Source organism: Ottowia pentelensis, from assembly GCF_964341695.1.
In genome coordinates this window covers 2,629,241-2,650,378 of record NZ_OZ224513.1, presented here as the reverse complement: position 1 = coordinate 2,650,378, position 21,138 = coordinate 2,629,241, and the positions used below count along the sequence as shown (strand labels likewise).

The window sequence follows — 21,138 nt, the reverse complement described above, 5'->3', positions numbered from 1 at the left end:
CGATTGTGCGCGAAGCGTTTGACGCGGCGTTCGGCATCTTTGGCAACCCCTCGATCCATCATGAAACTCAAGGACACGCGCCTGGAAGTGCTGCCGCGCGATCTGTCGGCCTACCGGGCCGGCAACACCGGCATCGACTACGTGCACCGCTTCGACTCCGGCCGGCCGGGCCCGCACGTGCTGATCAACGCGCTGACGCACGGCAACGAGATCTGCGGCATGGTGGCCGCCACGCATCTGCTGGACACCGGCGTGCGCCCGCTGATCGGCACGCTGACGGTGAGCTTCGCCCACGTGCAGGCCTACGAGGCCTTCCAGGCCGAGGACCCGTTCGCCAACCGGCAACTGGTGCACAACCTCAACCGCGTTTGGTCGGCCGACTGGCTCGACGGCGCCGAGGACAGCCCCGAGCTGCGCCGGGCGCGCGCGCTGCGCCCGGTGGTGGCCGCGGCCGATCACATCTTGGACATCCACTCGACCAGCCACGACGGCGGGCCGTTCTGGGTCTATCCCGGCTTCGAGCGCAATGCACGGGCGGCACTGGCCATCGGCGCGCGCGGCGCGGTCGTCACGCACCTGGTGATGCCCAGCGGGCTGGGCAGCGGCACGCCGCTGATCCAGCATGGGCGCCACGGACTGGCGGGCGGTGGCGCCGGCGTGGCCCTGGTGGTCGAATGCGGCCAGCATTTTTTGCGTGCCAGCGCCGAGGTGGCCACGCGCACCGCGCTGGACTTTCTGGCGCACTTCGGCTTGATCGACGCACCCGCGCCGGCGAGCCAGCCGGCGACCCAGCGGCGCTTCGAGCTGCTGCGCACCTGCATGGTGCAGACCGAGGCCTTCCGCTTCGTGCGACCGCTGCAGGGCTTCGAGACCTTCGCGCAGGGTGAGCTGATCGCCACCGACGGCGAGGCGGGCGAAATCCGCGCTCCGTGCGACGAATGCACCGTTTTCATGCCCACGCGCAAACCAATCGTCGGGCGCGAGGCGGTATATTTGACGCAGCCGCTGGCGGCCTGAACGGGCCGCGCCCTCGACCGCGGCACGACCACCGACCCACGCGCCGCGCCGGCGCCGATTGCACCATGTCGACTGTTCCCGTTCTGTCCGATGACGCGCTGCAGCCGCAGGTGAAGGCGGTGTTCGACGACATTCGCGCCACGCGCCGCACCGACCGGATCAACAACTTCTGGCGCGCGTTGGCCGCCGCCGATGCACAGTTGCTGCAGTCCACCTGGACCGAAGTCAAGCAGGTGATGGGCGAGCCCGGCGCGCTCGATCCCCTGGTGCGCGAGCTGATCTACGTCGCCGTTTCGGTGGCCAACGGGTGCAGCTATTGCGTGCACTCGCACACGGCAGCCGCGCGCGCGCGCGGCATGAGCGAGGCGCAGTACGCCGAACTGCTGGCCATCGTCGGCCTGGCGGCCAAGACCAACCACCTGGCCACGGCGCTGCAGGTGCCCGTGGACGCCGCGTTCGACGCGCAGGCGCGCTGACCGGCCATGCGCACGGCCCGCGGCACCAGCCCACTGCTCGAGCGCAGCAAGCGCGAGGTGCTGCTGCGGGCCGCACCCATGCTGGAGCGCACGGTGCAGGCGGCGTGTGGCGCGATCGAGGAGACCGGGCGCGGTGCGCGCTCGGTGGCGCGCCGGCTGCAACTGGGCGATGCGCACGCGGCGCTGCTGCGCCATGCGCCGCGCCTGCGGGCCGAGTTTCCCGAGGTGTTGATGCAGGGCGTCGAGCGCGCGCTGCGGCAGGAGGCCGAGCCTGAACCCCGGCGCGCGCCGGAGCGCGAGGAGACGCTGCTGGCGCTGCTGGACGACGCCGAGGTGGCGCGCTTTGTCGAGACCTCGCGCCTGCAGCAAAACGCGATGCCGGTGGTCGAGCGCTCGCTGGGCGTGCTCGATTCGCTGATGAGTTCGGTGCTGGGCCTGCCCGTGGTGCGCGCCGACCTGAACCCGTTTCGCCCCGACGTGTTCTGCACGGCGCTGCTGCAGGTGCTGGAGGCCCAGCCCGAGGCACCGGAGTTGCGCAGCCACTGGCTTCGCCACATGGGCCGTCCCTTCGCGGCCGAGATGCATGTGCTGTACGAGACCCTGAACGCGATGCTGACGGCCCAGGGGGTCGAGGAGGCGCGCTACCGCCTGCGGCTGGTGGGAGGTGGTGGCTCCGGCGGTTCGGGCTCCGGCGGCACGCCGGGCACCGGTGCGGCGACGGATGCTGGTGGCGGTGGCGGTGGCGGCAGCGGTGGCGGTGGCGGTGGCGGCAGCGGTGGCAGTGGCGGTGGCGGTGGCGGTGGCGGTGGCGGTGGCGGCAGCGGTGGCGGCGGTTACGGGGCGGCCAGCTCGGGATTTGCCGGCGACGGTGCGGGTGGCCCGGGCCTGGCAGGCGGCGCCCGCGGTTCGGGCCGCGGCGCGCGCCGACGCGGTTTCGTGCCCCGGATGGAGCAGCTGTCGCAGGCCAAGCCCGCCGTGGATGCCGGCGTGATCCGCGACTTCCTGTACCAGCCGCAATGGATCGAGGCCCACGACGAGCCCTTGCCGCAGGGCTACTACAACGCGGTCGAGGCCGAGATGGAGGCCTTGGCGAGCCGGCCCGAGGCCGGGTTCGATGCGCTGGCGCACGTGCAGGAGCAGGAGCGCCGCCGCGGCCAGGACCTGATGGCGCGCGCGGCGCCGCGCGTCGGCGTCGATCGCCCGCTGCCGCCCGACGAATGGGGCGAGTGGGCTTCGGCGCGGGCCCGCACCGACACCTTGATGCGGCTCAAGGCCAAGGCCGCCCGCATCAGCCAGGTGCTGGGGCTGGACGCGGTGCGCGCGCTGATCAACCAGGTGGCCGGCGACGAGCGCATGCTGGCGCCGGTGCGCGAGGCCTTCGTCGCGCTGGAGCCGGCGCTGCTGCGCATGGCGCTAGACGATCCGCGCTTCTTCGGCGACGAGGCGCACCCGGCGCGCCTGCTGGTCGAGGCCATTGCCCAGCGCAGCTTCAAATACAACGACGAGTTCGCGCCCGAGTTCGAACGTTTCATGACGCCGGTGCGCACCGCCGTGCGCGAGCTGGTCGCGCTGCCGGCCGCCACGCCCAGCGACTTCGAGGCGCGCCGCCTGTCGCTGCAGGCCGACTGGCAGGCGCAGGACGAGGGCGAGCAAAGCGCGCGCGACCAGCTGCAGCACTCCATGCAGTTCGCCCAGGAGCGTCAGGCGCTGGCCGACCGCATTGCCTGGGAGTTCAGCCTGCGCTCCGATCTGGTGGGCGTGCCCGCCGTGGTGGCCGACTTCCTGTATCGCGACTGGTCGCTGGTGATCGCGCATGCGCAGCTGACCCACAAGGGCGCGAAGCTCGACCCGGGCGGCTACCTGGCCGTGGTCAGCGACCTGCTGTGGTCGGTCAACCGCGAGCAGGTGATGAAGCGGCCGGCGAGGCTGTTCGAGGTGGTGCCCGGCGTCATCAAGACCCTGCGCCGCGGCCTGGACATGCTGGGCAAGGAGCCGGCCGAGACGCAGGCCTTCTTCGACGCGCTGCTGCGCTATCACGACCCGGTGCTGCGCCTGCGCCGCCTGCGCAGCGCGCAGGACGTGGAGGCCACGGGCTTTGCCCGCACGGGCCAGGAATGGGCCGAGCTGCCGCCGCCCGAGCCCGAGGGCGCCGAGCGCCCCACGCCGCGCAAGGCCGACGAACCCTGGCTGGGCCGCCACGAGCGCGAGGCGGCCGGCTTCGAGGACACGCAGGGCCTGGACGACTGGCCCGCCACCCAGCCACCCGATGCACCCACCCAGCCGGCCGTGCCGACCGACGTGCAAAGCGCCTCGCAGCGCGCCGACCTGCCCCTGCTGACCGAGCGCGCCGACACGCCCCGGCCCGCGGCCGACGCGCCGGCCGGCCCGGCGCCGGCGGACTTGTCCGAGGGCGAGCTGATGGCGCGCATTCAGGCCGAGGTGGCCCGCCTGCGCACCGGCGACTGGGCCGACCTGTACGTGCACGGCGCCTGGCGCCGCGCCCAGATGAGCTGGATGAGCGACAACGGCTCGCTGTTCATGTTCGTCAGCCACGGCGGGCGCGCGCACAGCATGACGCGCCGCACCTGCGAGAAGCTGATGCGCCGGCGCCACCTGCATCCGGTCGACATCGACCCGGTGGTCGAGCGCGCGCTGCGCCGGCTGGCCGAGGAGGCGGGCGAAGCGCAGGCCGGCGACGCCGACGAGCCGTCCGTGTCGGCCCCGTTCGCCGACTGAAGCCCATCGTCGTGGGCGCGTGCCGGCTCACACGTCCAGAAACAGCGCCGGGTCGACCGACGCCCGATTGAGCACCACGCCCCAGTGCAGGTGCGGCCCGGTCACGCGGCCGGTGGCGCCCACGCGGCCCAGGCGCTCGCCCGCCGCCAGCGGCGTGCCCACCGTGGCGTCGATGCGGCTCAGGTGGCACATCATCGACAGCAGGCCGCCGCCGTGGTCCAGCCACACCGTGTTGCCGTTGAAGAAGTAGTCGCCGGTGTCGATCACCGTGCCGGCCAGCGGCGCGACCACGGGCGTGCCGCTGGCGGCGGCGATGTCCATGCCGCTGTGCGGGTTGCGTGGCTGGCCGTTGAAAAAGCGCCGCTTGCCGAACGAGTCCGATCGCTTGCCCGGCACCGGCGGGCGCATCGCCAGGCGACCGGCGGGCGGCGCGCTGCGGGTGGCGATCACACCGTCCTGGTGCTTGCGCTCGCGCTCGTAGCGCGCCAGGTCTTCGGGCGACAGGTCGACCGTGCGCGGCGCCACCTTCAGGTGCTGCTCGGCGTAGCGCTTGGGGGCGATGGTGTAGGCCAACTCGTGCACGGCGTCGCCCTGGCGCACGCGGATGGCCTCTGGGCCGGGTTTGGCGGCCAGCGCGATGCCGACCAGCGCCGTCCACGCGATCATGTCGCCCACCACCAGCAGCGGCATGTCGTCCGCGAAGGCCTGCGGCCGCTCGGGCGCCGGGCCCAGGGCGATGCGCGCCACGCCGCCAGGCACGCGTTCGTCCTGGGGCCAGGGCCCGCGGTCGGCCGACTGCGCCCAGACGGGGCCGACGCAGGCCAGGCCGGCGGCGGCAAGCAGGCTGCGGCGCGTGGGGGCGGTCGGCTTCGGGTCGTCGTGATTCATGGTCGAATTGACTGCTATCGCCCTATGGTCAAGCGCGGGCAGCTATCAATAATATAGTTCGTCGCAGACGGGGTGTGTCCATCAGCTGGCCGCTTCCAGGCCGCCCTCGAAGTGCTGGCGCATGCAGCGTGCGGCGCGCTCGCCGTCGCGTGCGGCCAGCGCGGCCATCAGGGTGCGGTGCTCCAGCAGCGCCTGCCTGGGGCGCCCCGATTTTTGCAGCGAGTGCTGGCGGTGCAGCTTCATCACCTTGCGCAAATCCTGCACCACCTGCAGGCGCCAACGGTTGTCGGCCAGCTCCAGCAGGCGCAGGTGAAAGGCCTCGTTGAGGGCGAAAAAGCGCGCCGTGTCGTCGATGGCGGCTTCCAGCTCCTGGTGCAGGGCGCCCAGCTCGGCCAGCGCGGCGTCGCTGGCGTGCCGCGCCACGGCGCGGGCGGCGTCGGCCTCCAGCAGCGACAGCAGGTGATAGACGTCGGCCAGGTCCTTGGGCGAGGCCTCGGTCACGTAGGCGCCGCGCCGCAGCTTCATGGTGATCAGGCCTTCGCTGGCCAGCACCTTCAGCGCCTCGCGCAGCGGCGTGCGGCTGATGCCCAACTCGTCCGCGATCTTCAGCTCGTCGATCCATTCACCCGGCGCCAGCTGGCGCGCGTAGATGCGCTGGCGCAGGCGCTCGGCCACCTCTTCGTAGAGGGCGCGGGGGGCGAGGGTGGCGGTCACGGCGGACAAGGGTGTCAAAAATATTTTTCGATTCTAGGCGCAAAACTGCATTTTGAATTAATAATTATGAAAACTTCGAGTGCGACCGTGAGGCAGCCCGTCGCGGGCCGCGCACGTCGCCTGACGCTTGCCGAGACCACCATGAGCCACGACGCCCCCGCCTTCAAACCCTCCACCCTGGCCGACTGGCAGCAGGCGGCGCAAAAGTCCGCCCCCGGCGGCGATGTGCAGGCCCTGAACTGGCACACCCCCGACGGCATCACGGTCAAGCCGCTGTACACCGCCGCCGACGTGCAGGGCCTGCCGTATGCGAACACGCTGCCCGGCTTCGAGCCCTTCGTGCGCGGCCCGCAGGCCACCATGTACGCGGTGCGGCCGTGGACGATCCGCCAGTACGCGGGCTTCTCGACCGCCGAGGAGAGCAACGCCTTCTACCGCAAGGCGCTGGCCGCCGGCGGGCAGGGCGTCAGCGTGGCGTTCGACCTGGCCACGCACCGCGGCTACGACAGCGACCACCCGCGCGTGACGGGCGACGTGGGCAAGGCGGGCGTGGCCATCGACAGCGTGGAGGACATGAAAATCCTGTTCGACGGCATTCCGCTCGACAAGGTGAGCGTCAGCATGACCATGAACGGCGCCGTGCTGCCGGTGCTGGCCGGCTACATCGTCGCGGCCGAGGAGCAGGGCGTGTCGCAAGACAAACTGGCGGGCACGATCCAGAACGACATCCTCAAGGAGTTCATGGTCCGCAACACCTACATCTACCCGCCCGAACCGTCGATGAAGATCATCGGCGACATCATCGAGTACACGGCGGCGCACATGCCCAAGTTCAACTCGATCAGCATCAGCGGCTACCACATGCAGGAGGCGGGCGCGACGCAGGCGCTCGAACTGGCCTTCACGCTGGCCGACGGCAAGGAGTACGTCAAGACCGCGCTGGCCAAGGGCATGGATGTCGATGCCTTCGCCGGGCGCCTGTCCTTCTTCTGGGCGGTGGGCATGAACTTCTACCTGGAAGTGGCCAAGATGCGCGCGGCGCGCCTGCTGTGGTGCCGCATCATGAAGGGCTTCGGTGCCAAGAACCCCAAGAGCCTGATGCTGCGCACGCACAGCCAGACCAGCGGCTGGAGCCTGACCGAGCAGGACCCCTACAACAACATCGTGCGCACCACCATCGAGGCCATGGCGGCGGTGTTCGGCGGCACGCAAAGTCTGCACACCAACAGCTTCGACGAAGCGATCGCGCTGCCGACCGAATTCAGCGCCCGCATCGCGCGCAACACGCAGCTCATCATCCAGGAGGAGACGCACATCACCAGCGTGGTCGACCCCTGGGCCGGCAGCTACCTGATGGAAAAGCTGACGCAGGAGATGGCGGACGCGGCCTGGGCCATCATCGAGGAGGTGGACGCCATGGGCGGCATGACCAAGGCGGTGGACAGCGGCTGGGCCAAGCTCAAGATCGAAGCCGCCGCCGCCGAGAAGCAGGCACGCATCGACTCGGGCCAGGACGTGATCGTGGGCGTCAACAAATACAAGCTGGCGCACGAGGACGCCATCGACATCCTGGAAGTCGACAACGTGAAGGTGCGCGAGTCGCAGATCGCGCGCCTGAAGAATATCAAGAAAAAACGCGATGCAGCCCAGGTGCAGCAAGCGCTGGAAGCTATCACAAACGTAGCGAACAGCGGCCAGGGCAACCTGCTGGCCGCCGCCATCGATGCCATCCGTGCCCGCGCCACCGTGGGCGAAGTGAGCGACGCCATGGAAAAGGTCTTCGGGCGCCACCGCGCCGACACGCAAAAGGTCAGCGGCGTGTATGCCGCCGCCTACCAGGGGGCCGAAGGCTGGGACAAGCTCAAGCACGAGATCGACGCCTTTGCCGAGGCCGAGGGCCGCCGTCCGCGCGTGATGATCGCCAAACTGGGCCAGGACGGCCACGACCGCGGTGCCAAGGTGGTGGCCACCGCCTTTGCCGACCTGGGCTTCGACGTGGACATCGGCAGCCTGTTTCAGACCCCCGAGGAATGCGCGCGCCAGGCGATCGAAAACGACGTGCACGCGGTCGGCGTCAGCACCTTGGCCGCTGGCCACAAGACCCTGGTGCCGGCCATCCTGGCCGAATTGAAGAAGCAGGGCGCCGACGACATCGTGGTCTTCGTCGGCGGCGTGGTGCCGCGGCAGGACTACGGGTTTCTGTACGAGGCGGGCGTGAAAGGCATCTACGGGCCCGGCACGCCGATTCCGGCCAGCGCCAAGGATGTGCTGGAGCAGATCAAGAAAGCCAAGTGCTGATTTGTGATACAGTAATACAGTATTCATTCAGGAGGCGTTATGGCTGTTTCCGTCCGCATGGATCCCTTGCTTGAGAAGGAGCTGGAGCTGGCCGCGCAACGCAAGGGCGTGACCAAGTCGCAGTTCATCACCGATGCCGTCGAGCGCGCACTGGGGCGCAAGAACCCCTATGACCTGCTGCTTCAAGTCAAGGCCGAAGCGGCTGCACAGGAAGCCCAGCCGCCGTTTGCTGCTGAGTCCGGATTCCAGGGGGATTTGTCAGACCCAGACGCCACGAGGGCCTTCATCACCAGCAAGCTGCGCCGCAAACATGGCCTCGGCCCTGCTTGATTCCGGCGCCATGGTGGCGCTTTTTGGTGCGCACGAGCCACATTCCGGACGCTACCAAGCCCTGCTGCGCCAGGCTGCCGACGAGCATTGGCATGTGAGCACCACATGGCCTTGCGTGGTGGAGGCCAGCCATTTGCTGCGCCCCGATCATCGGTTGCAGCTGTTGCGCTGGATCGCCCTGGGGGCCGTGAGTGTGTTCCCTTTTGCGCAGGAAAATCTGACCGACTTTGCCGATTTGATGGAGCGCTACACCGAACCCCCGCGCACCGAGATGGATCTGGCCGATGCGTCCCTGGTCTGGCTGGCGAACGAGACTGGTGTGACCGCCGTGATGACGGTGGATCACCGCGATTTTTCTCGCTACCGTCTGCCCGATGGACGGGCGTTCGACATTTTGTGAGCGGCCACCGATGAACCCTACTGTGCAGGCCATCACCGCGACGACCGGATCCGCCCAGCGCCGCGCCATCGCCAAGGCCATCACCCTGCTCGAATCGACCCGCGCCGACCACCGCGCGCAGGCCGACGAGCTGCTGACGGCCCTGCTGCCGCACACCGGCCGCTCGCTGCGCTTGGGCATCAGCGGCGTGCCGGGCGTGGGCAAGAGCACCTTCATCGAGACGCTGGGCGTGTACCTGATCGAGCGCGGCCACCGCGTGGCGGTGCTGGCCATCGACCCTTCATCGACCGTCTCGGGCGGGTCGATTCTGGGCGACAAGACGCGCATGGAACGCCTGTCGTCGTTGGAGCAGGCCTACATCCGCCCCAGCCCCAGCAGCGGCACGCTGGGCGGCGTGGCCGAGAAGACGCGCGAGGCCATGCTGGTGTGCGAGGCCGCCGGCTACGACGTGGTGCTGGTCGAGACCGTGGGCGTGGGCCAGAGCGAGACGGCCGTGAGCGGCATGACCGACATGTTCGTGCTGCTGCAGCTGCCCAACGCGGGCGACGACCTGCAGGCCATCAAGAAGGGCGTGATGGAACTGGCCGACCTGGTGGTCATCAACAAGGCCGACATCGAGCCCGCCGCCGCCATCCGCGCGCAGGCGCAGATCAAGTCGGCCCTGCGCCTGCTGGGCCAGCAGGGCAACCCCGAGCACATGCGCCACGATGCGCAGCAGTGGCATCCCGACGTCATTCGCATCAGCGGGCTGAAGGGCGAAGGGCTGGACGAATTCTGGAGCTGCGTCACGCGTTTTCGCGACCTGCAGACCGCCAACGGCAAGCTGGCCGCACGCCGCCAGCAGCAGGCGCGCGCCTGGATGGGCGCGCTGATCGACTCGGGCCTGAAGGCCGCGTTTCACCAGCACCCCGCCGTGCGCGCCAGCCTGGCCGCCGTGACTGAGCAGGTGACGCGGGGGCTGCTGCCGCCATCCACCGCCGCGCGCCAGTTGCTGGCCGCGGCCGGCTTTGCCGCCACCGCCATGTGAATGACTTTTTTTTGTAAAGAGCCAAGATGAACACCATCCTTGAACAACTGGAAAGCAAACGCGCCGCGGCCCGTCTGGGCGGTGGACAAAAGCGCATCGATGCGCAGCACGCCAAGGGCAAGCTCAGCGCGCGCGAGCGCATCGAGGTGCTGCTGGATGTCGGCTCGTTCGAGGAGTGGGACATGTTCGTGGAGCACCGCTGCGCGGACTTCGGCATGGACCAGACGCACATCCCGGGCGACGGCGTCGTCACCGGCTACGGCACCATCAACGGCCGCCTGGTGTTCGTGTTCAGCCAGGACTTCACGGTGTTCGGCGGCGCCTTGAGCGAGGCGCATGCCGAGAAGATCTGCAAGGTGATGGACCAGGCCATGAAGGTCGGTGCGCCGGTGATCGGCCTGAACGACTCGGGCGGCGCGCGCATCCAGGAGGGCGTGGCCAGCCTGGGCGGCTACGCCGAGGTGTTCCAGCGCAACGTGATGGCATCGGGCGTGGTGCCGCAGATCAGCATGATCATGGGCCCCTGCGCGGGCGGCGCGGTGTATTCGCCCGCCATGACCGACTTCATCTTCATGGTCAAGGGCAGCAGCTACATGTTCGTCACCGGCCCCGAGGTGGTCAAGACCGTGACGCACGAAAGCGTGACGGCCGAGGAGCTGGGCGGTGCGCTCACCCACACCACCAGGAGCGGCGTGGCCGACCTGGCGTTCGAGAACGACGTCGAGGCACTCCTGATGCTGCGGCGCCTGTTCAACTACATCCCCGCCAGCAACCGCGAGAAGGCGCCGCACCGCCCCACGCACGACGCGGTCGACCGCGCCGACCTGAGCCTGGACAGCCTGGTGCCCGAGAACCCCAACCTGCCCTACGACATCAAGGAAGCCATCGTCAAGACGGTGGACGACGCCGAGTTCTTCGAGCTGCAGCCCGACTACGCGGCCAACATCGTCATCGGCTTTGCGCGCATGGACGGCCACGTGGTCGGCATCGTCGCCAACCAGCCGCTGGTGCTGGCCGGCTGCCTGGACATCAAGAGCAGCATCAAGGCGGCGCGCTTCGTGCGCTTTTGCGACGCCTTCAACATCCCCATCCTGACCTTTGTCGACGTGCCCGGCTTCATGCCCGGCACCAGCCAGGAATACGGCGGCATCATCAAGCACGGCGCCAAGCTGCTCTACGCCTACGCCGAATGCACGGTGCCCAAGATCACCGTCATCACGCGCAAGGCCTACGGCGGCGCCTACGACGTGATGAGCTCCAAGCACCTGCGCGGCGACGTCAACCTGGCCTGGCCCAATGCCGAAATCGCCGTGATGGGCGCCAAGGGCGCGGTCGAAATCATCTTCCGCGAAGAGAAGAAAGACCCTGAAAAGCTGGCCGCGCGCGAGGCCGAGTACAAGGCGCGCTTCGCCAACCCCTTCGTCGCCGGCAGCCGCGGCTACATCGACGACGTGATTCAACCGCACGAAACGCGCAAGCGCATCTGCCGCAGCCTGGCCATGCTGAAAGACAAGAAGCTGGACAACCCGTGGCGCAAGCACGGCAACATCCCACTCTGATTTTCATAGCTGCCGGCGCTTGATGGATAAGCGCCGGAGCCCTAAAACATTCAAAACGACAGCATCATGTTCACCAAAATCCTGATTGCGAACCGGGGCGAGATTGCGTGTAGGGTCATCACCACCGCCAAGCGCATGGGCATCGCCACCGTCGCGGTGTATTCCGACGCCGACAAGAACGCGCGCTTCGTCCAGCTGGCCGACGAGGCCGTGCGCCTGGGCCCGCCGCCTTCGCGCGAGTCGTACCTGCTGGCCGACAAGATCATCGAGATCTGCAAGGCCACGGGCGCCGAAGCCGTGCACCCGGGCTACGGCTTCCTGTCCGAGAACGCCGGCTTCGCCAAAAAGGTCGAAGAGCAGGGCATCGTCTTCATCGGCCCCAAGCACGGCGCCATCGCGGCCATGGGCGACAAGATCGCCTCCAAGAAGCTGGCGGGCGAGGCCAGGGTCAGCACCATCCCGGGCCACAACGCGGCCATCGACAGCCCCGAACACGCGGTGGAAATCGCCAAGGGCATCGGCTACCCGGTGATGATCAAGGCCAGCGCGGGCGGCGGCGGCAAGGGCCTGCGCGTGGCCTTCAACGACCAGGAGGCGTTCGAGGGCTTTGCCTCGTGCAAGCACGAGGCACTGAGCGCCTTCGGCGACGACCGCGTGTTCATCGAGAAGTTCGTCGAGCAGCCGCGCCACATCGAGATCCAGGTGCTGGGCGACGCTTTTGGCAACGTGGTGTACCTGAACGAGCGCGAATGCTCCATCCAGCGGCGCCACCAGAAGGTGATCGAGGAGGCGCCTTCCCCCTTCATCAGCGACGCCACGCGCCAGGCCATGGGCGAGCAGGCGGTGCAACTGGCCAAGGCGGTGGGCTACCAGAGCGCGGGCACGGTGGAGTTCGTGGTCGGCAAGGACCAGGATTTCTACTTTTTGGAAATGAACACCCGCTTGCAGGTGGAGCACCCGGTGACGGAGTTGATCACGGGTCTTGATCTGGTCGAACAGATGATCCGCGTGGCGGCGGGTGAGAAGCTGGCCTTCACGCAGGCGGACGTCAAGCGCGAGGGCTGGGCCATCGAGTGCCGCATCAACGCCGAGGACCCGTTTCGCAACTTTCTGCCGTCCACCGGCCGCCTGGTGCGCTTCGTGCCGCCGGCGCAGGACTTGCAGCAGGGGCAGGCCACCACGGCGCTGGGCGTGCGCGTGGACACCGGCGTGGTCGACGGCGGCGAAATCCCGATGTACTACGACTCGATGATCGCCAAGCTGATCGTGCACGGGCGCGACCGCGCGGACGCCATCGCGCGCATGCGCGAGGCGCTCAACGGCTTCGTCATTCGCGGCGTGCAAAGCAACATCCCGTTCCAGGCCGCGCTGCTGGCGCATCCCAAGTTCCAGGCCGGCGACTTCAACACCGGCTTCATTGCCGAGCAGTACGCGCACGGCTTTTCGGCCGCCGACGTGCCGCATGCCGACCCGAGCTTTCTGGTGGCCCTGGCGGCCTGTCTGCACAAGTTCTATCGCAACCGCGCGCGCAGCCTGCAGGGCCAGTTCTGGGAAGGCAAGCAGCGCCCGCCGCGGCGCGACTTCGTGGTCTGCACGCTGGGCCACGCGGGCGACAACCACTACGCCAACGTCACGCTGGAGGAGGGCGCCGTCGGCCCCGGCGCGCGCGTCACCGTGCATGCGCCGGGCGGCGACCGCGCCTACGACCTGCAGATCAAGCACCACCTGGGCGACGCGCGCGTCGAGGGCCTGTGCAACGGACACGCTTTCACCGCGCAGCTGGAGCGCGGCCGCGCGCGCAACCCGCTGGTCATCCGCGTGATCCACAACGGCACCCAGCTCGACGCCCTGGTGATGCAGCCGCGCACGGCCGAGCTGCACCGGCTGATGCCCTACAAGGCGCCGCCCGACATGAGCAAGTTCGTGCTCTCGCCCATGCCCGGCCTGCTGGTGCAGGTGGCCGTGCAGCCGGGGCAGGAGGTCAAGGCCGGCGAGCGCGTGGCCGTGATCGAGGCCATGAAGATGGAGAACGTGCTGTTCGCCAGTGCCGACGGCGTGGTCAAGGAGGTCAAGGCCCGGCAGGGCGACAGCCTGGCGGTGGATCAGGCGATCGTCGAGTTTGAATAGCGCGCCGCGTGGCGGGCTTGGCCATGCGCCCCCGGCATGGATGTCGGCAGACAGCGGTCGATGCTATGAAAATCGAATCTGCTTGCGCTGATTCCATCTGGACTGATGGCCCAAATGACACCGAATCGGCAAGCCTGCATCACCGGACCGCGCCAAGCCTGCGCCGCCGCCATCTGGGCACCGCCGCCCTCGCACTCGGCGGCTTGGGCGCAGCGCCAAGCTGGGCCCAGCGCGCCGGCGCGGTTGTCACGCCACCCGCCGCCGACCCGGCGCTCGCCGCGCGCCACCGGCGCGCCTTTGCCGGCCTGGCGGCGCGCATCGACGCCCAGCTGAGCGACGTGCAAAGCCTGATCGTGCGGCACCGGGGCCGGCTGGCCTTCGATTACTACCGCAGCGGCATCGGCGTCGACACGCTGCAGGACGTGCAGTCCGTCACCAAGAGCGTGCTGGCCCTGCTGTTCGGCCAGGCCATGGCCGACGGCCACGTGCGCGGGCCGGACGAGCTGGTGGCGCTGCGCCTGCCCGCCCTGCTGCGCCTGGGCCTGGATGCACGCGTGCAGCGCCTGCGCTTTGCGCACCTGCTGACGATGACCGCCGGCTGGCCGCCCGACGAGACGGCGCGGCGCGACCGCGACGACGACCTGCGCTGGCTGGCGCGCCGCCCCTTCGTGGCCGAGCCCGGCGCGCGCTTTGCCTACGACAACGGCGCCGCCAACCTGCTGGCGCTGGCCCTGGCCCAGGCGGTGGGCGAGCCGCTGGCGGACTACGCGCGCCGGCGCCTGTTTCAGCCGCTGGGCATCGAGCGCTTCGACTGGCGTCGCGGCGCGCAAGGCCATGCGCTGGGAGCCATCGGCCTGTCGCTCGCCACGCCGGCCATGGCGCGGCTGGGCGAGCTGGTGCTGGCCGAGGGCCAGTGGCAGGGCCGCGCGCTGGTGCCGCGCGCCTACATGCGGGCGCTGGGGCAGCGGCACAACGCCGGCGGCCCGCCCTTGGGCGCGGCCTATGGCTACCTGTGGTGGCTGGGCGCCGGCAGCCTGATGGCCAGCGGTTACGGCGGGCAGTGGATTCACGTCGAGCCCGCGCTGCAACTGGTGGTGGCCGTCACCTCGCGCCGCACGCCCGAGAGCGCCGCGCGCGGCCAGGGTCGCACGCTGATCCGCCGCGACATCGTGCCCGCCGTGCGACGCCTGCCGCGCGCGGGACAATAGCGGCATGAACAACTCCACCGCCCTGCTCATCGTCGACGCGCAATACGGCTTCATGCCCGGCGGCGGCCTGCCGGTGGCGGGCGGCCACGCCATCGTGCCCGTCGTCAACCGCGTAGCCCCCCGCTTTGCCAACGTGGTGCTGACGCAGGACTGGCACCCGCGCGATCACGTGTCCTTTGCCGCCAACCACCCGGGGCGCCAGCCGTTCGAGACCATCAGCTTGCCCTATGGCGAGCAGGTGCTGTGGCCGGTGCACTGCGTGCAGGGCACGCGCGACGCGGCGCTGCACGAGGGCTTGCGTGTGGACCACGCACAGCTCATCGTGCGCAAGGGGTACCAAAGGGACATCGACAGCTACTCGGCCTTCGTCGAGGCCGACCGCCGCACCACCACGGGGCTGGCGGCCTGGCTGCAGGCACGCGGCATCACGCGGCTGTGGCTGTGCGGCCTGGCCACCGACTACTGCGTGGCCTGGAGCGCACTGGACGCGCGCGCGGCCGGATTCGAGGTCACGGTGATCGAGGACGCCTGCCGCGCCATCGACCTGAACGGCTCGCTGGCGCAGGCCTGGGCCGACATGGCGGCAGCGGGCGTGCGGCGCGTCGACTCGGCGCAGATTTGACGCTTCTTGCGCCGCTGACGATGGGCGCCCGCTTCAACGCTGCGGCGGCGGGCAGTCGGGCGCCAGCCACCGGCCGGTTTCCACGAAGGTGATGGGCACGGCCGATTTTTTGTCGGGTGTGCCGGCCGGCCGCGGGTTGAGCGAGCCGTCGGCCCGAAAGGCATTGCGCAGGCTGCCGTCATCGCTCATGCGCAGCTCGGGCCCCGACCACGTGCCGTCGAAGCGCAGGCTCGGCCGCCAGTCGTGGCGGCTGCTGGTTTGCCACAGGACCGGGCGGTCATACACCTCCAGCCAGAACGCGTGGCCGTCCATCTGGCTCCAGATGCGCCCGCGCGCGCCGCCGCGCACCTGCGCCGGGTAGCGCGTGCCGTCGGGCGCGCAGATCACGCCGGTGCCCTTGACGCTGACACCCGGAAGACTGGCATGCCCGTAGTGCGCCGGGTAGAACGAGACATAGACTTGATAGCGGCCCGCAGGCCCGTCCGCCACGCCGGTGCCCGACCAGATGGGCAGCAGCCGCTGCTTGCCGCCCACCCGGTAGATCCAGGGGTCGGTGATCCACACCAGGCCGATCAGGCCCGCGCCGGCGACCAGCGCGAGCACCAGCAGGCCCAGAACGAGCCGGGTCAGACAGCCACGCGGTTTTCCACTCATCGTCCAGGTCACGGGCTTGCCGTGCATCGAGAGTTGCCCGAGGCGGATTTTGACGCTTCGGCGGCCTGTCTGCGCCGGGCGTGAGGGACAATGCGGCCCATGCCAAACCGCCACCCATCCTTGCCTCGTGTCGTGCTGCTGGCGACCGGCGGCACCATCGCCGGCTCAGGCGCCGCCCATGCGGGCGTCGGCGCCGGCTCGGCCGCCTACCAGTCCGCCGTGGTGACGGCGCAGGACTTGATGGCCGGCGTGCCGGGCCTGGGCGCACTTGCGCAGTTGCAGGCCGAGCAACTGTTCCAGATCGACTCGGCCGACTTCACCGACCAGCACCTGCTGCAGCTGGCGCGGCGCGTGGCGGCGCTGTGCCGGCAGGACGACGTGGACGCGGTGGTCGTCACCCACGGCACCGACACCATGGAGGAGACGGCCTACTTCCTGCACCTGACGGTGCCCACCGACAAGCCCATCGTGCTGACCGGCGCCATGCGCCCCGGCACCGCGCTGGCGGCCGACGGCCCGGCCAACCTGCGCCAGGCGGTGGCCGTGGCGGCGCACGCCAGCAGCGCCGGGCGCGGCGTGCTGATGGTGATGAACGAAGAGATCCACAGCGGGCGCGATGTGGCCAAGGTGCACAGCCTGCGGCTGGACGCCTTTGCCTCGCAGCACGGCGCGCTGGGCCTGGTGGTGGAGGGCGCGCCGCGCTGGTACCGGCGCGTGGAGCGCCCGCACGGCGCGGCCAGCGAGTTCGACATCGACCGCATCGACGCGCTGCCGCTGGTCGGCGTGGTGACCAGCCACGGCAACATGCGCGCCGAGATCTACGACAGCTGGGCGGCCTTGGGCGCACGCGCCATCGTGCACGCGGGCTTTGGCGGCGGCACCGTGCCCGAGTACCTGAAGGCGCCGCTGGCCGAGCTGCGCGCGCGCGGCGTGCTGCTGGTGCGCTGCTCGCGCACCGGCGCGGGGCCGGTGGTGCGCGGCGCCAGCATCGACGACGACGCGCTGGGCTGGGTGGTGAGCGACGACCAGAACCCGCCGCGCGCGCGCCTGCTGGCCGCGCTGGCGCTCACGCGCGGCGGCGATCCGACGGCGGTGCAGCGGGTGTTCCTGCGTTACTGATCGGCCGGCGGCGCGCTGGCCGCCTCGATGTAGCGCTCGCGCTTGTGGGTCTTGATGCGCTGCACGTCGACCAGCACCAGGCCGTCCACGCAGTGGCCGAAGTCCGGGTCCACGCCGAAGTCCAGAAAGCGCACGCCGCCGGGCTCGGCCACCTCGGCGTACTGCTTGTACAGCGTGGGCACGCTGCAACCCATGTGGGCCAGCAGCAGCTTCAGCCGCACGAAGTCGGCCGCGCTGTCGCCGCTGGCGGGCGCCGTCGCGTCCAGGTCGGTGCCGGGCACGAAGGGGCGGCGGGCCTCGGCCACGCCCGGCGCGCCGTAGTGGCTGCGGTAGTGGTGCACCAGCAGGTCGCGCGCGGCCTGGGGCATGTCGCGCGACAGCGAGACCGGGCCGAACAGGTAGCGGCATTCGGGGTAGCGGCGCACGTAGGCGCCGATGCCGAACCACAGGTAGTCCAGCGAGCGGCGTCCCCAGTAGCGCGGCTGCACGAAGGAGCGACCCAGCTCCAAGCCGTGCTCCAGGCAGGTGCCCATGCCCTCGCCGAAGCGAAACAGGCTGTGCGTGTACAGGCCCTCGGCACCCATCTCGCGCAGCACCGGCGCCGTGCGCACCATGCGGTAGGCGCCGACGATTTCCAGCTCGCGCGGCTCCCACAGGATCAGGTGGTCGTAGTGCAGGTCGTAGCGGTCCAGATCGCGGCGCTGGCCGCTGCCTTCGCCCACGGCGCGAAAGGCCAGTTCGCGCAGGCGCCCCACCTCGCGCAGAATGGGCGAGTCCAGCCCACCGCGAAACAGGTGGATGCGCTTGCCGTCCGGCGTTTCTCCCAACGGCTCGCACGCGGCCACGGCCAAGGCCAGCGCGCTGCGATCGACCGGGTGCGCCACGGCGGTCTCGGTGCGCAGCAGGCCCGGCCGGTCCTGCGCCATGCGGTACAGATGCTTGCAGAACAGCTTGGCCTTGGCGGCATCCGGCAGGGGCATGGCGGCGTGGCTGCCGTGGGGAATCGGATGGCCGATGCGCAGCGCGATGCTCTTGCGGTGCTGGCCGAACATTTCCTGCACCAGCAGCAGTGAGGCCAGCGGCTTGCAGCACATCGACGCGCCATAGAACAGCGCCGAATTGCGCCCGTCGATGTGCACCGGCACGATGGGCGACTGCGTTTGCGCTGCCAGTCGCAGGAAGCCACTGTTCCAGCGCCGGTCGCGCACCCCGTTGGGCCGTAGGCGCGACACCTCGCCCGCCGGAAAGATGATGACCGCTCCCTCGCCGCGCAGGTGCTCCAGGATGGCCTTGAGCTGTCCGGCCGCGCTGCGCCCGCCCAGCATCGTGACCGGCAACAGCAGGCGCTGCAGCGGCGCCAGTGCCGCCAGCAGGCCGTTGGCGACGATCTTCACGTCGCCGCGGATGCCGCCCACCAGGTTCAGCAGCGCCAGCCCGTCCAGTGATCCGATGGGATGGTTGGCGATGATGACGACGCGCCCGCGCGCCGGAATGCGCTCGCGCTCGTTGTCGCGCACCGCGCAGCTGAAGTCGAAATGCTCCAGCACCTGCTCGACAAACGGAAAGCCCGCCAGGTGCGGATAGGTCTGGGCAAAGCGGTGGAAACTCGACTCGTGCAGCAGGCGGCGCAACAGGCCGCGCACGCCCATGCTCAGCCAGGGGTGGTGCTGCAGTCGCGGCAGGTGCCGATCGACGATCTGGTCGACGGAGATCATGGGGCGCTCCCGGCAGTGGTGGCCGGCGGGCGGCTCCTTCCGGCACGGCGTCCATGGTGCCGCCGCGCCATGACAGGCCGGTGACACTGTCATGGCAAGTCCGCGACGGCGGCCTGCGGGCGGTCTCAGCCGGGTCGCCGCAGCGCGGCCCGCGCCGCATCGACCTGGCCGCGCACCACGCAGTTCTCGGCGTGGTCGTTGATCAGGCCCATGGACTGCAGGAAGGCATGCACCGTGGTGGGGCCGACAAAGCTGAAGCCGCGCTTCTTCAGCGCTTTCGACAACTGGATCGAGGTGGGCGAGGTGGTGACGCCCTGGTGCGCGGCCTGCTCGGCGGCCGCGGGTTCGTGGCGCCAGATCCAGGCGGCCAGCGAGCCTTCGTCGCGCACCAGTTCTTGCGCGCGGCGCGCGTTGTTCAGCACGCTCTCGATCTTGCCGCGGTGGCGCACGATGCCGGCGTCCTGCAGCAGGCGCTCGACTTCGGGCGCGCCCCAAGCGGCCAGCACCTCGATGTCGAAGCCGGCGAAGGCGTGGCGAAAGTTCTCGCGCTTTTCGAGGATGGTGCGCCAGCTCAGGCCGGCCTGAAAACCCTCCAGGCACAGCTTCTCGAACAGCCGCCGGTCCTCGATGACGGGAAAGCCCCACTCGTCGTCGTGATAGGCCAGGTACTGCGGTGTGGCCAGACACCAGCTGCAGCGCAGGCGGCCGTCGGGGGCGAGAGCGGTGCTCATGCATCCTCCTTGAAACTATCGAAAATATAGCTGCCTGCGCTTTATGGACGGGCGCCACAGCCACTTTTCATGTCGAATCCTTGCGCAGCACCCGGATGTGCTGGCGCACCGTGGCGATGTGGTCGCGCAGGGCATACAGCTCGTCGGCGTGCGCCAGCGGCACGGCGATGTGGTGCGCCACGCGGTCCAGCTCGTCCAGCTCGTCCAGCAGTTCGGCGGCGGGCACGCGCGGGTCCTGCGCGCGCGTCTCGATCTGGCGCAGCCGCGCGTACCAGCGGAACACGCGCTGGCGCACGCGGTAGGTGTACAGCGGCGGCACCACGCGCGACAGCGGCAGCAGCAGCACGATCAGGCCGCCGATGACCAGCCACATGCGCTGCACCAGGTTGCTGGCCCAGAACGGCAGCCAGCGCTGCCAGAACGGCGGCGTGCCGTTGATGGCGCGGTCGCCCTCGGGGCTGACGGGCAGCTCGCTGGTGCGGGTGTTGGGAAATTCGCGCGCGCCGTTGAGCCAGCCCGCGCGGCCGTGAATGCCCTGCGCCGCCTGCGCGAACAGCTGGCGCAGCGCGGGGTGGGTCTGCTCGCGCGTCAGCAGCGAGGTGGTGGCCGCCAACAGCGTGATGTCGTGCGGCGGCACGTCGGCCGCCAGGTCGGCCACGCCGCGCGGCAGGGTGACGGTGCGCAGAAACGGAAAGCGCCGCGTGTAGGCATCGGCCTGCGCCAGCTCCAGCGGGGCGATGCCGGGCGTGCGCAGCAGCTCGCGCACCACCGGCGACTGCGGCGCGCTGGTCAGCACCACGGCGTCGAGCTGGCCGGCCAGCAGCGCCTGGGCGGCGCTGCGCGCGTCCTGCTCGCGCAGTTGCACCGCGTCGGCCGCCAGGCCGCTGGCCGTCAGCAGGCGCTGCATCAGCGCCGGCACGCCGCTGCCGGCCTGGTCGACGCTGACGCGCAGGCCCTTGAGCTGCGCCAGCATGCCGGGCGCGGCCTGGCCGTCCTGGCGCATGAAGATCCACAGCGGCTCGTAGAACAGCGCGCCCAGCGATTGCAGCGACTCGCTGGGGTCGGCCGCCGCGGCGGGTTCGCTGGCGGCGGCCGAGGCGCCGGCGGTGAGCGGCGCCGCCCCGCTGCCGCCGCGCACGAAGGCCACGTCGGCGCCGCCGTCCTGCAGCAGCCTGAGGTTGGCCACCGAGCCCTCGGTGGCGATCAGCTGCACCGTGATGCCCTCGCGCGCCAGCGCCTGCACGTAGCGCCGGCCAAAGGCGGCATAGGCGCTGCCCTCGGGCCCGGTGGCCAGGCGCACGGTCTTGGGCGGCTGCGGCTGCAGCCACCAGTAGGCGGCCACCAGCAGGCCCACGGCCAGCAGCAGCACCGGCCCGGCGCTGACCAGCAGGTCGCGGATGGACAGCAGGACGAGGGTGAGGCGGCGCATGGGGGGGTGCAGTGGGTGTTGGTAGGCTGGGTTGAGGCACGAAACCCAGCGGCTGTGCGTGGGCCCAAGCTGGGTTACGCTGCGCTAA

18 protein-coding genes are annotated in these 21,138 nt (G+C 70.0%); 12 read left to right on the top strand and 6 right to left on the bottom strand.

The genetic code is table 11. The features are described 5' to 3' along the window. The first annotated feature begins 60 nt into the window (after nt 1–60). The 3 genes from ACWHMB_RS12805 to ACWHMB_RS12795 all read left to right on the top strand — a co-directional run bounded on the left by ACWHMB_RS12805 (nt 61) and on the right by ACWHMB_RS12795 (nt 4,229). Nucleotides 61–1,017: a succinylglutamate desuccinylase/aspartoacylase domain-containing protein gene (locus ACWHMB_RS12805; RefSeq protein WP_293220100.1), complete on the top strand. Its 957-nt coding sequence runs from the start codon at nt 61–63 to the stop codon at nt 1,015–1,017. A 65-nt stretch (nt 1,018–1,082) separates the two neighbouring features. Further along, nucleotides 1,083–1,493, top strand: coding sequence for a carboxymuconolactone decarboxylase family protein (locus ACWHMB_RS12800; protein ID WP_293220103.1), 411 nt, complete (start codon nt 1,083–1,085; stop codon nt 1,491–1,493). Between the two features lie 6 nt (nt 1,494–1,499). Continuing rightward, a complete protein-coding gene (locus ACWHMB_RS12795) occupies nt 1,500–4,229 on the top strand; it encodes a DUF1631 family protein (protein WP_377516381.1) in 2,730 nt (909 codons plus the stop codon). 27 nt (nt 4,230–4,256) lie between these two features. Here ACWHMB_RS12795 and ACWHMB_RS12790 read toward each other — a convergent pair whose 3' ends face one another. Beyond that, nucleotides 4,257–5,117: a peptidoglycan DD-metalloendopeptidase family protein gene (locus tag ACWHMB_RS12790; protein WP_293220109.1), complete on the bottom strand. Its 861-nt coding sequence runs from the start codon at nt 5,115–5,117 to the stop codon at nt 4,257–4,259. Nucleotides 5,118–5,198: 81 nt separating this feature from the next. After that, on the bottom strand, nt 5,199–5,840 hold the full coding sequence (locus ACWHMB_RS12785; protein ID WP_293220112.1) for a GntR family transcriptional regulator: 642 nt from the start codon (nt 5,838–5,840) through the stop codon (nt 5,199–5,201). A 132-nt stretch (nt 5,841–5,972) separates the two neighbouring features. Here ACWHMB_RS12785 and scpA point away from each other — a divergent pair, with 132 nt between their 5' ends. The 8 genes from scpA to pncA all read left to right on the top strand — a co-directional run bounded on the left by scpA (nt 5,973) and on the right by pncA (nt 15,402). After that, a complete protein-coding gene (scpA, locus tag ACWHMB_RS12780; protein ID WP_377478709.1) occupies nt 5,973–8,129 on the top strand; it encodes a methylmalonyl-CoA mutase in 2,157 nt (718 codons plus the stop codon). Nucleotides 8,130–8,168: 39 nt separating this feature from the next. Further along, nucleotides 8,169–8,459, top strand: coding sequence for a hypothetical protein (locus ACWHMB_RS12775; protein WP_377478707.1), 291 nt, complete (start codon nt 8,169–8,171; stop codon nt 8,457–8,459). Further along, nucleotides 8,440–8,859, top strand: coding sequence for a type II toxin-antitoxin system VapC family toxin (locus ACWHMB_RS12770; RefSeq protein WP_377478705.1), 420 nt, complete (start codon nt 8,440–8,442; stop codon nt 8,857–8,859). The genes ACWHMB_RS12775 and ACWHMB_RS12770 overlap by 20 nt, the downstream gene beginning before the upstream one ends. A 10-nt stretch (nt 8,860–8,869) precedes the next feature. After that, nucleotides 8,870–9,886 carry a methylmalonyl Co-A mutase-associated GTPase MeaB gene (meaB, locus tag ACWHMB_RS12765; RefSeq protein WP_377478703.1) on the top strand — a complete coding sequence of 339 codons (1,017 nt, stop codon included), beginning with the start codon at nt 8,870–8,872 and terminating at the stop codon, nt 9,884–9,886. Between the two features lie 26 nt (nt 9,887–9,912). Continuing rightward, nucleotides 9,913–11,445 carry an acyl-CoA carboxylase subunit beta gene (locus tag ACWHMB_RS12760; RefSeq protein ID WP_377478701.1) on the top strand — a complete coding sequence of 511 codons (1,533 nt, stop codon included), beginning with the start codon at nt 9,913–9,915 and terminating at the stop codon, nt 11,443–11,445. Between the two features lie 66 nt (nt 11,446–11,511). Continuing rightward, nucleotides 11,512–13,572: an acetyl-CoA carboxylase biotin carboxylase subunit gene (locus ACWHMB_RS12755; RefSeq protein WP_377478699.1), complete on the top strand. Its 2,061-nt coding sequence runs from the start codon at nt 11,512–11,514 to the stop codon at nt 13,570–13,572. 203 nt (nt 13,573–13,775) lie between these two features. Continuing rightward, nucleotides 13,776–14,780 (top strand): serine hydrolase domain-containing protein, encoded by a 1,005-nt coding sequence (locus ACWHMB_RS12750; RefSeq protein ID WP_377478697.1) that lies wholly within the window; start codon nt 13,776–13,778, stop codon nt 14,778–14,780. 4 nt (nt 14,781–14,784) lie between these two features. Continuing rightward, the gene (pncA, locus tag ACWHMB_RS12745; protein ID WP_377478695.1) at nt 14,785–15,402 is read left to right on the top strand and encodes a bifunctional nicotinamidase/pyrazinamidase; all 618 of its coding nucleotides are present in this window, start codon (nt 14,785–14,787) and stop codon (nt 15,400–15,402) included. A gap of 33 nt (nt 15,403–15,435) precedes the next feature. On the opposite strand, the gene ACWHMB_RS12740 is transcribed toward pncA, so the two are convergent. Then, complete coding sequence (locus tag ACWHMB_RS12740) at nt 15,436–16,056, bottom strand: hypothetical protein (RefSeq protein WP_377478693.1); 621 nt, start codon at nt 16,054–16,056, stop codon at nt 15,436–15,438. Nucleotides 16,057–16,155: 99 nt separating this feature from the next. Here ACWHMB_RS12740 and ACWHMB_RS12735 point away from each other — a divergent pair, with 99 nt between their 5' ends. Further along, on the top strand, nt 16,156–17,175 hold the full coding sequence (locus tag ACWHMB_RS12735; RefSeq protein ID WP_377478691.1) for an asparaginase: 1,020 nt from the start codon (nt 16,156–16,158) through the stop codon (nt 17,173–17,175). Here ACWHMB_RS12735 and ACWHMB_RS12730 read toward each other — a convergent pair. From ACWHMB_RS12730 to ACWHMB_RS12720, 3 genes are all read right to left on the bottom strand, one after another. Then, the gene (locus ACWHMB_RS12730; RefSeq protein WP_377478689.1) at nt 17,169–18,890 is read right to left on the bottom strand and encodes a lysophospholipid acyltransferase family protein; all 1,722 of its coding nucleotides are present in this window, start codon (nt 18,888–18,890) and stop codon (nt 17,169–17,171) included. The genes ACWHMB_RS12735 and ACWHMB_RS12730 overlap by 7 nt on opposite strands. Nucleotides 18,891–19,015: 125 nt before the next feature. Further along, nucleotides 19,016–19,621 (bottom strand): DNA-3-methyladenine glycosylase I, encoded by a 606-nt coding sequence (locus tag ACWHMB_RS12725; protein WP_377478687.1) that lies wholly within the window; start codon nt 19,619–19,621, stop codon nt 19,016–19,018. 67 nt (nt 19,622–19,688) lie between these two features. After that, complete coding sequence (locus ACWHMB_RS12720) at nt 19,689–21,050, bottom strand: TAXI family TRAP transporter solute-binding subunit (RefSeq protein WP_377478685.1); 1,362 nt, start codon at nt 21,048–21,050, stop codon at nt 19,689–19,691. Nucleotides 21,051–21,138 lie beyond the last annotated feature (88 nt).

Bases quoted from the DNA above. Each gene is read 5' to 3' on its own strand.
- ACWHMB_RS12805 (WP_293220100.1), top strand. From the start codon at position 61: ATGAAACTCAAGGACACGCGCCTGGAAGTGCTGCCGCGCGATCTGTCG.
- ACWHMB_RS12800 (WP_293220103.1), top strand. From the start codon at position 1,083: ATGTCGACTGTTCCCGTTCTGTCCGATGACGCGCTGCAGCCGCAGGTG.
- ACWHMB_RS12795 (WP_377516381.1), top strand. From the start codon at position 1,500: ATGCGCACGGCCCGCGGCACCAGCCCACTGCTCGAGCGCAGCAAGCGC.
- ACWHMB_RS12790 (WP_293220109.1), bottom strand. From the start codon at position 5,117: ATGAATCACGACGACCCGAAGCCGACCGCCCCCACGCGCCGCAGCCTG.
- scpA (WP_377478709.1), top strand. From the start codon at position 5,973: ATGAGCCACGACGCCCCCGCCTTCAAACCCTCCACCCTGGCCGACTGG.
- ACWHMB_RS12775 (WP_377478707.1), top strand. From the start codon at position 8,169: ATGGCTGTTTCCGTCCGCATGGATCCCTTGCTTGAGAAGGAGCTGGAG.
- ACWHMB_RS12770 (WP_377478705.1), top strand. From the start codon at position 8,440: ATGGCCTCGGCCCTGCTTGATTCCGGCGCCATGGTGGCGCTTTTTGGT.
- meaB (WP_377478703.1), top strand. From the start codon at position 8,870: ATGAACCCTACTGTGCAGGCCATCACCGCGACGACCGGATCCGCCCAG.
- ACWHMB_RS12760 (WP_377478701.1), top strand. From the start codon at position 9,913: ATGAACACCATCCTTGAACAACTGGAAAGCAAACGCGCCGCGGCCCGT.
- ACWHMB_RS12755 (WP_377478699.1), top strand. From the start codon at position 11,512: ATGTTCACCAAAATCCTGATTGCGAACCGGGGCGAGATTGCGTGTAGG.
- pncA (WP_377478695.1), top strand. From the start codon at position 14,785: ATGAACAACTCCACCGCCCTGCTCATCGTCGACGCGCAATACGGCTTC.
- ACWHMB_RS12740 (WP_377478693.1), bottom strand. From the start codon at position 16,056: ATGAGTGGAAAACCGCGTGGCTGTCTGACCCGGCTCGTTCTGGGCCTG.
- ACWHMB_RS12735 (WP_377478691.1), top strand. From the start codon at position 16,156: ATGCCAAACCGCCACCCATCCTTGCCTCGTGTCGTGCTGCTGGCGACC.
- ACWHMB_RS12730 (WP_377478689.1), bottom strand. From the start codon at position 18,890: ATGATCTCCGTCGACCAGATCGTCGATCGGCACCTGCCGCGACTGCAG.
- ACWHMB_RS12725 (WP_377478687.1), bottom strand. From the start codon at position 19,621: ATGAGCACCGCTCTCGCCCCCGACGGCCGCCTGCGCTGCAGCTGGTGT.
- ACWHMB_RS12720 (WP_377478685.1), bottom strand. From the start codon at position 21,050: ATGCGCCGCCTCACCCTCGTCCTGCTGTCCATCCGCGACCTGCTGGTC.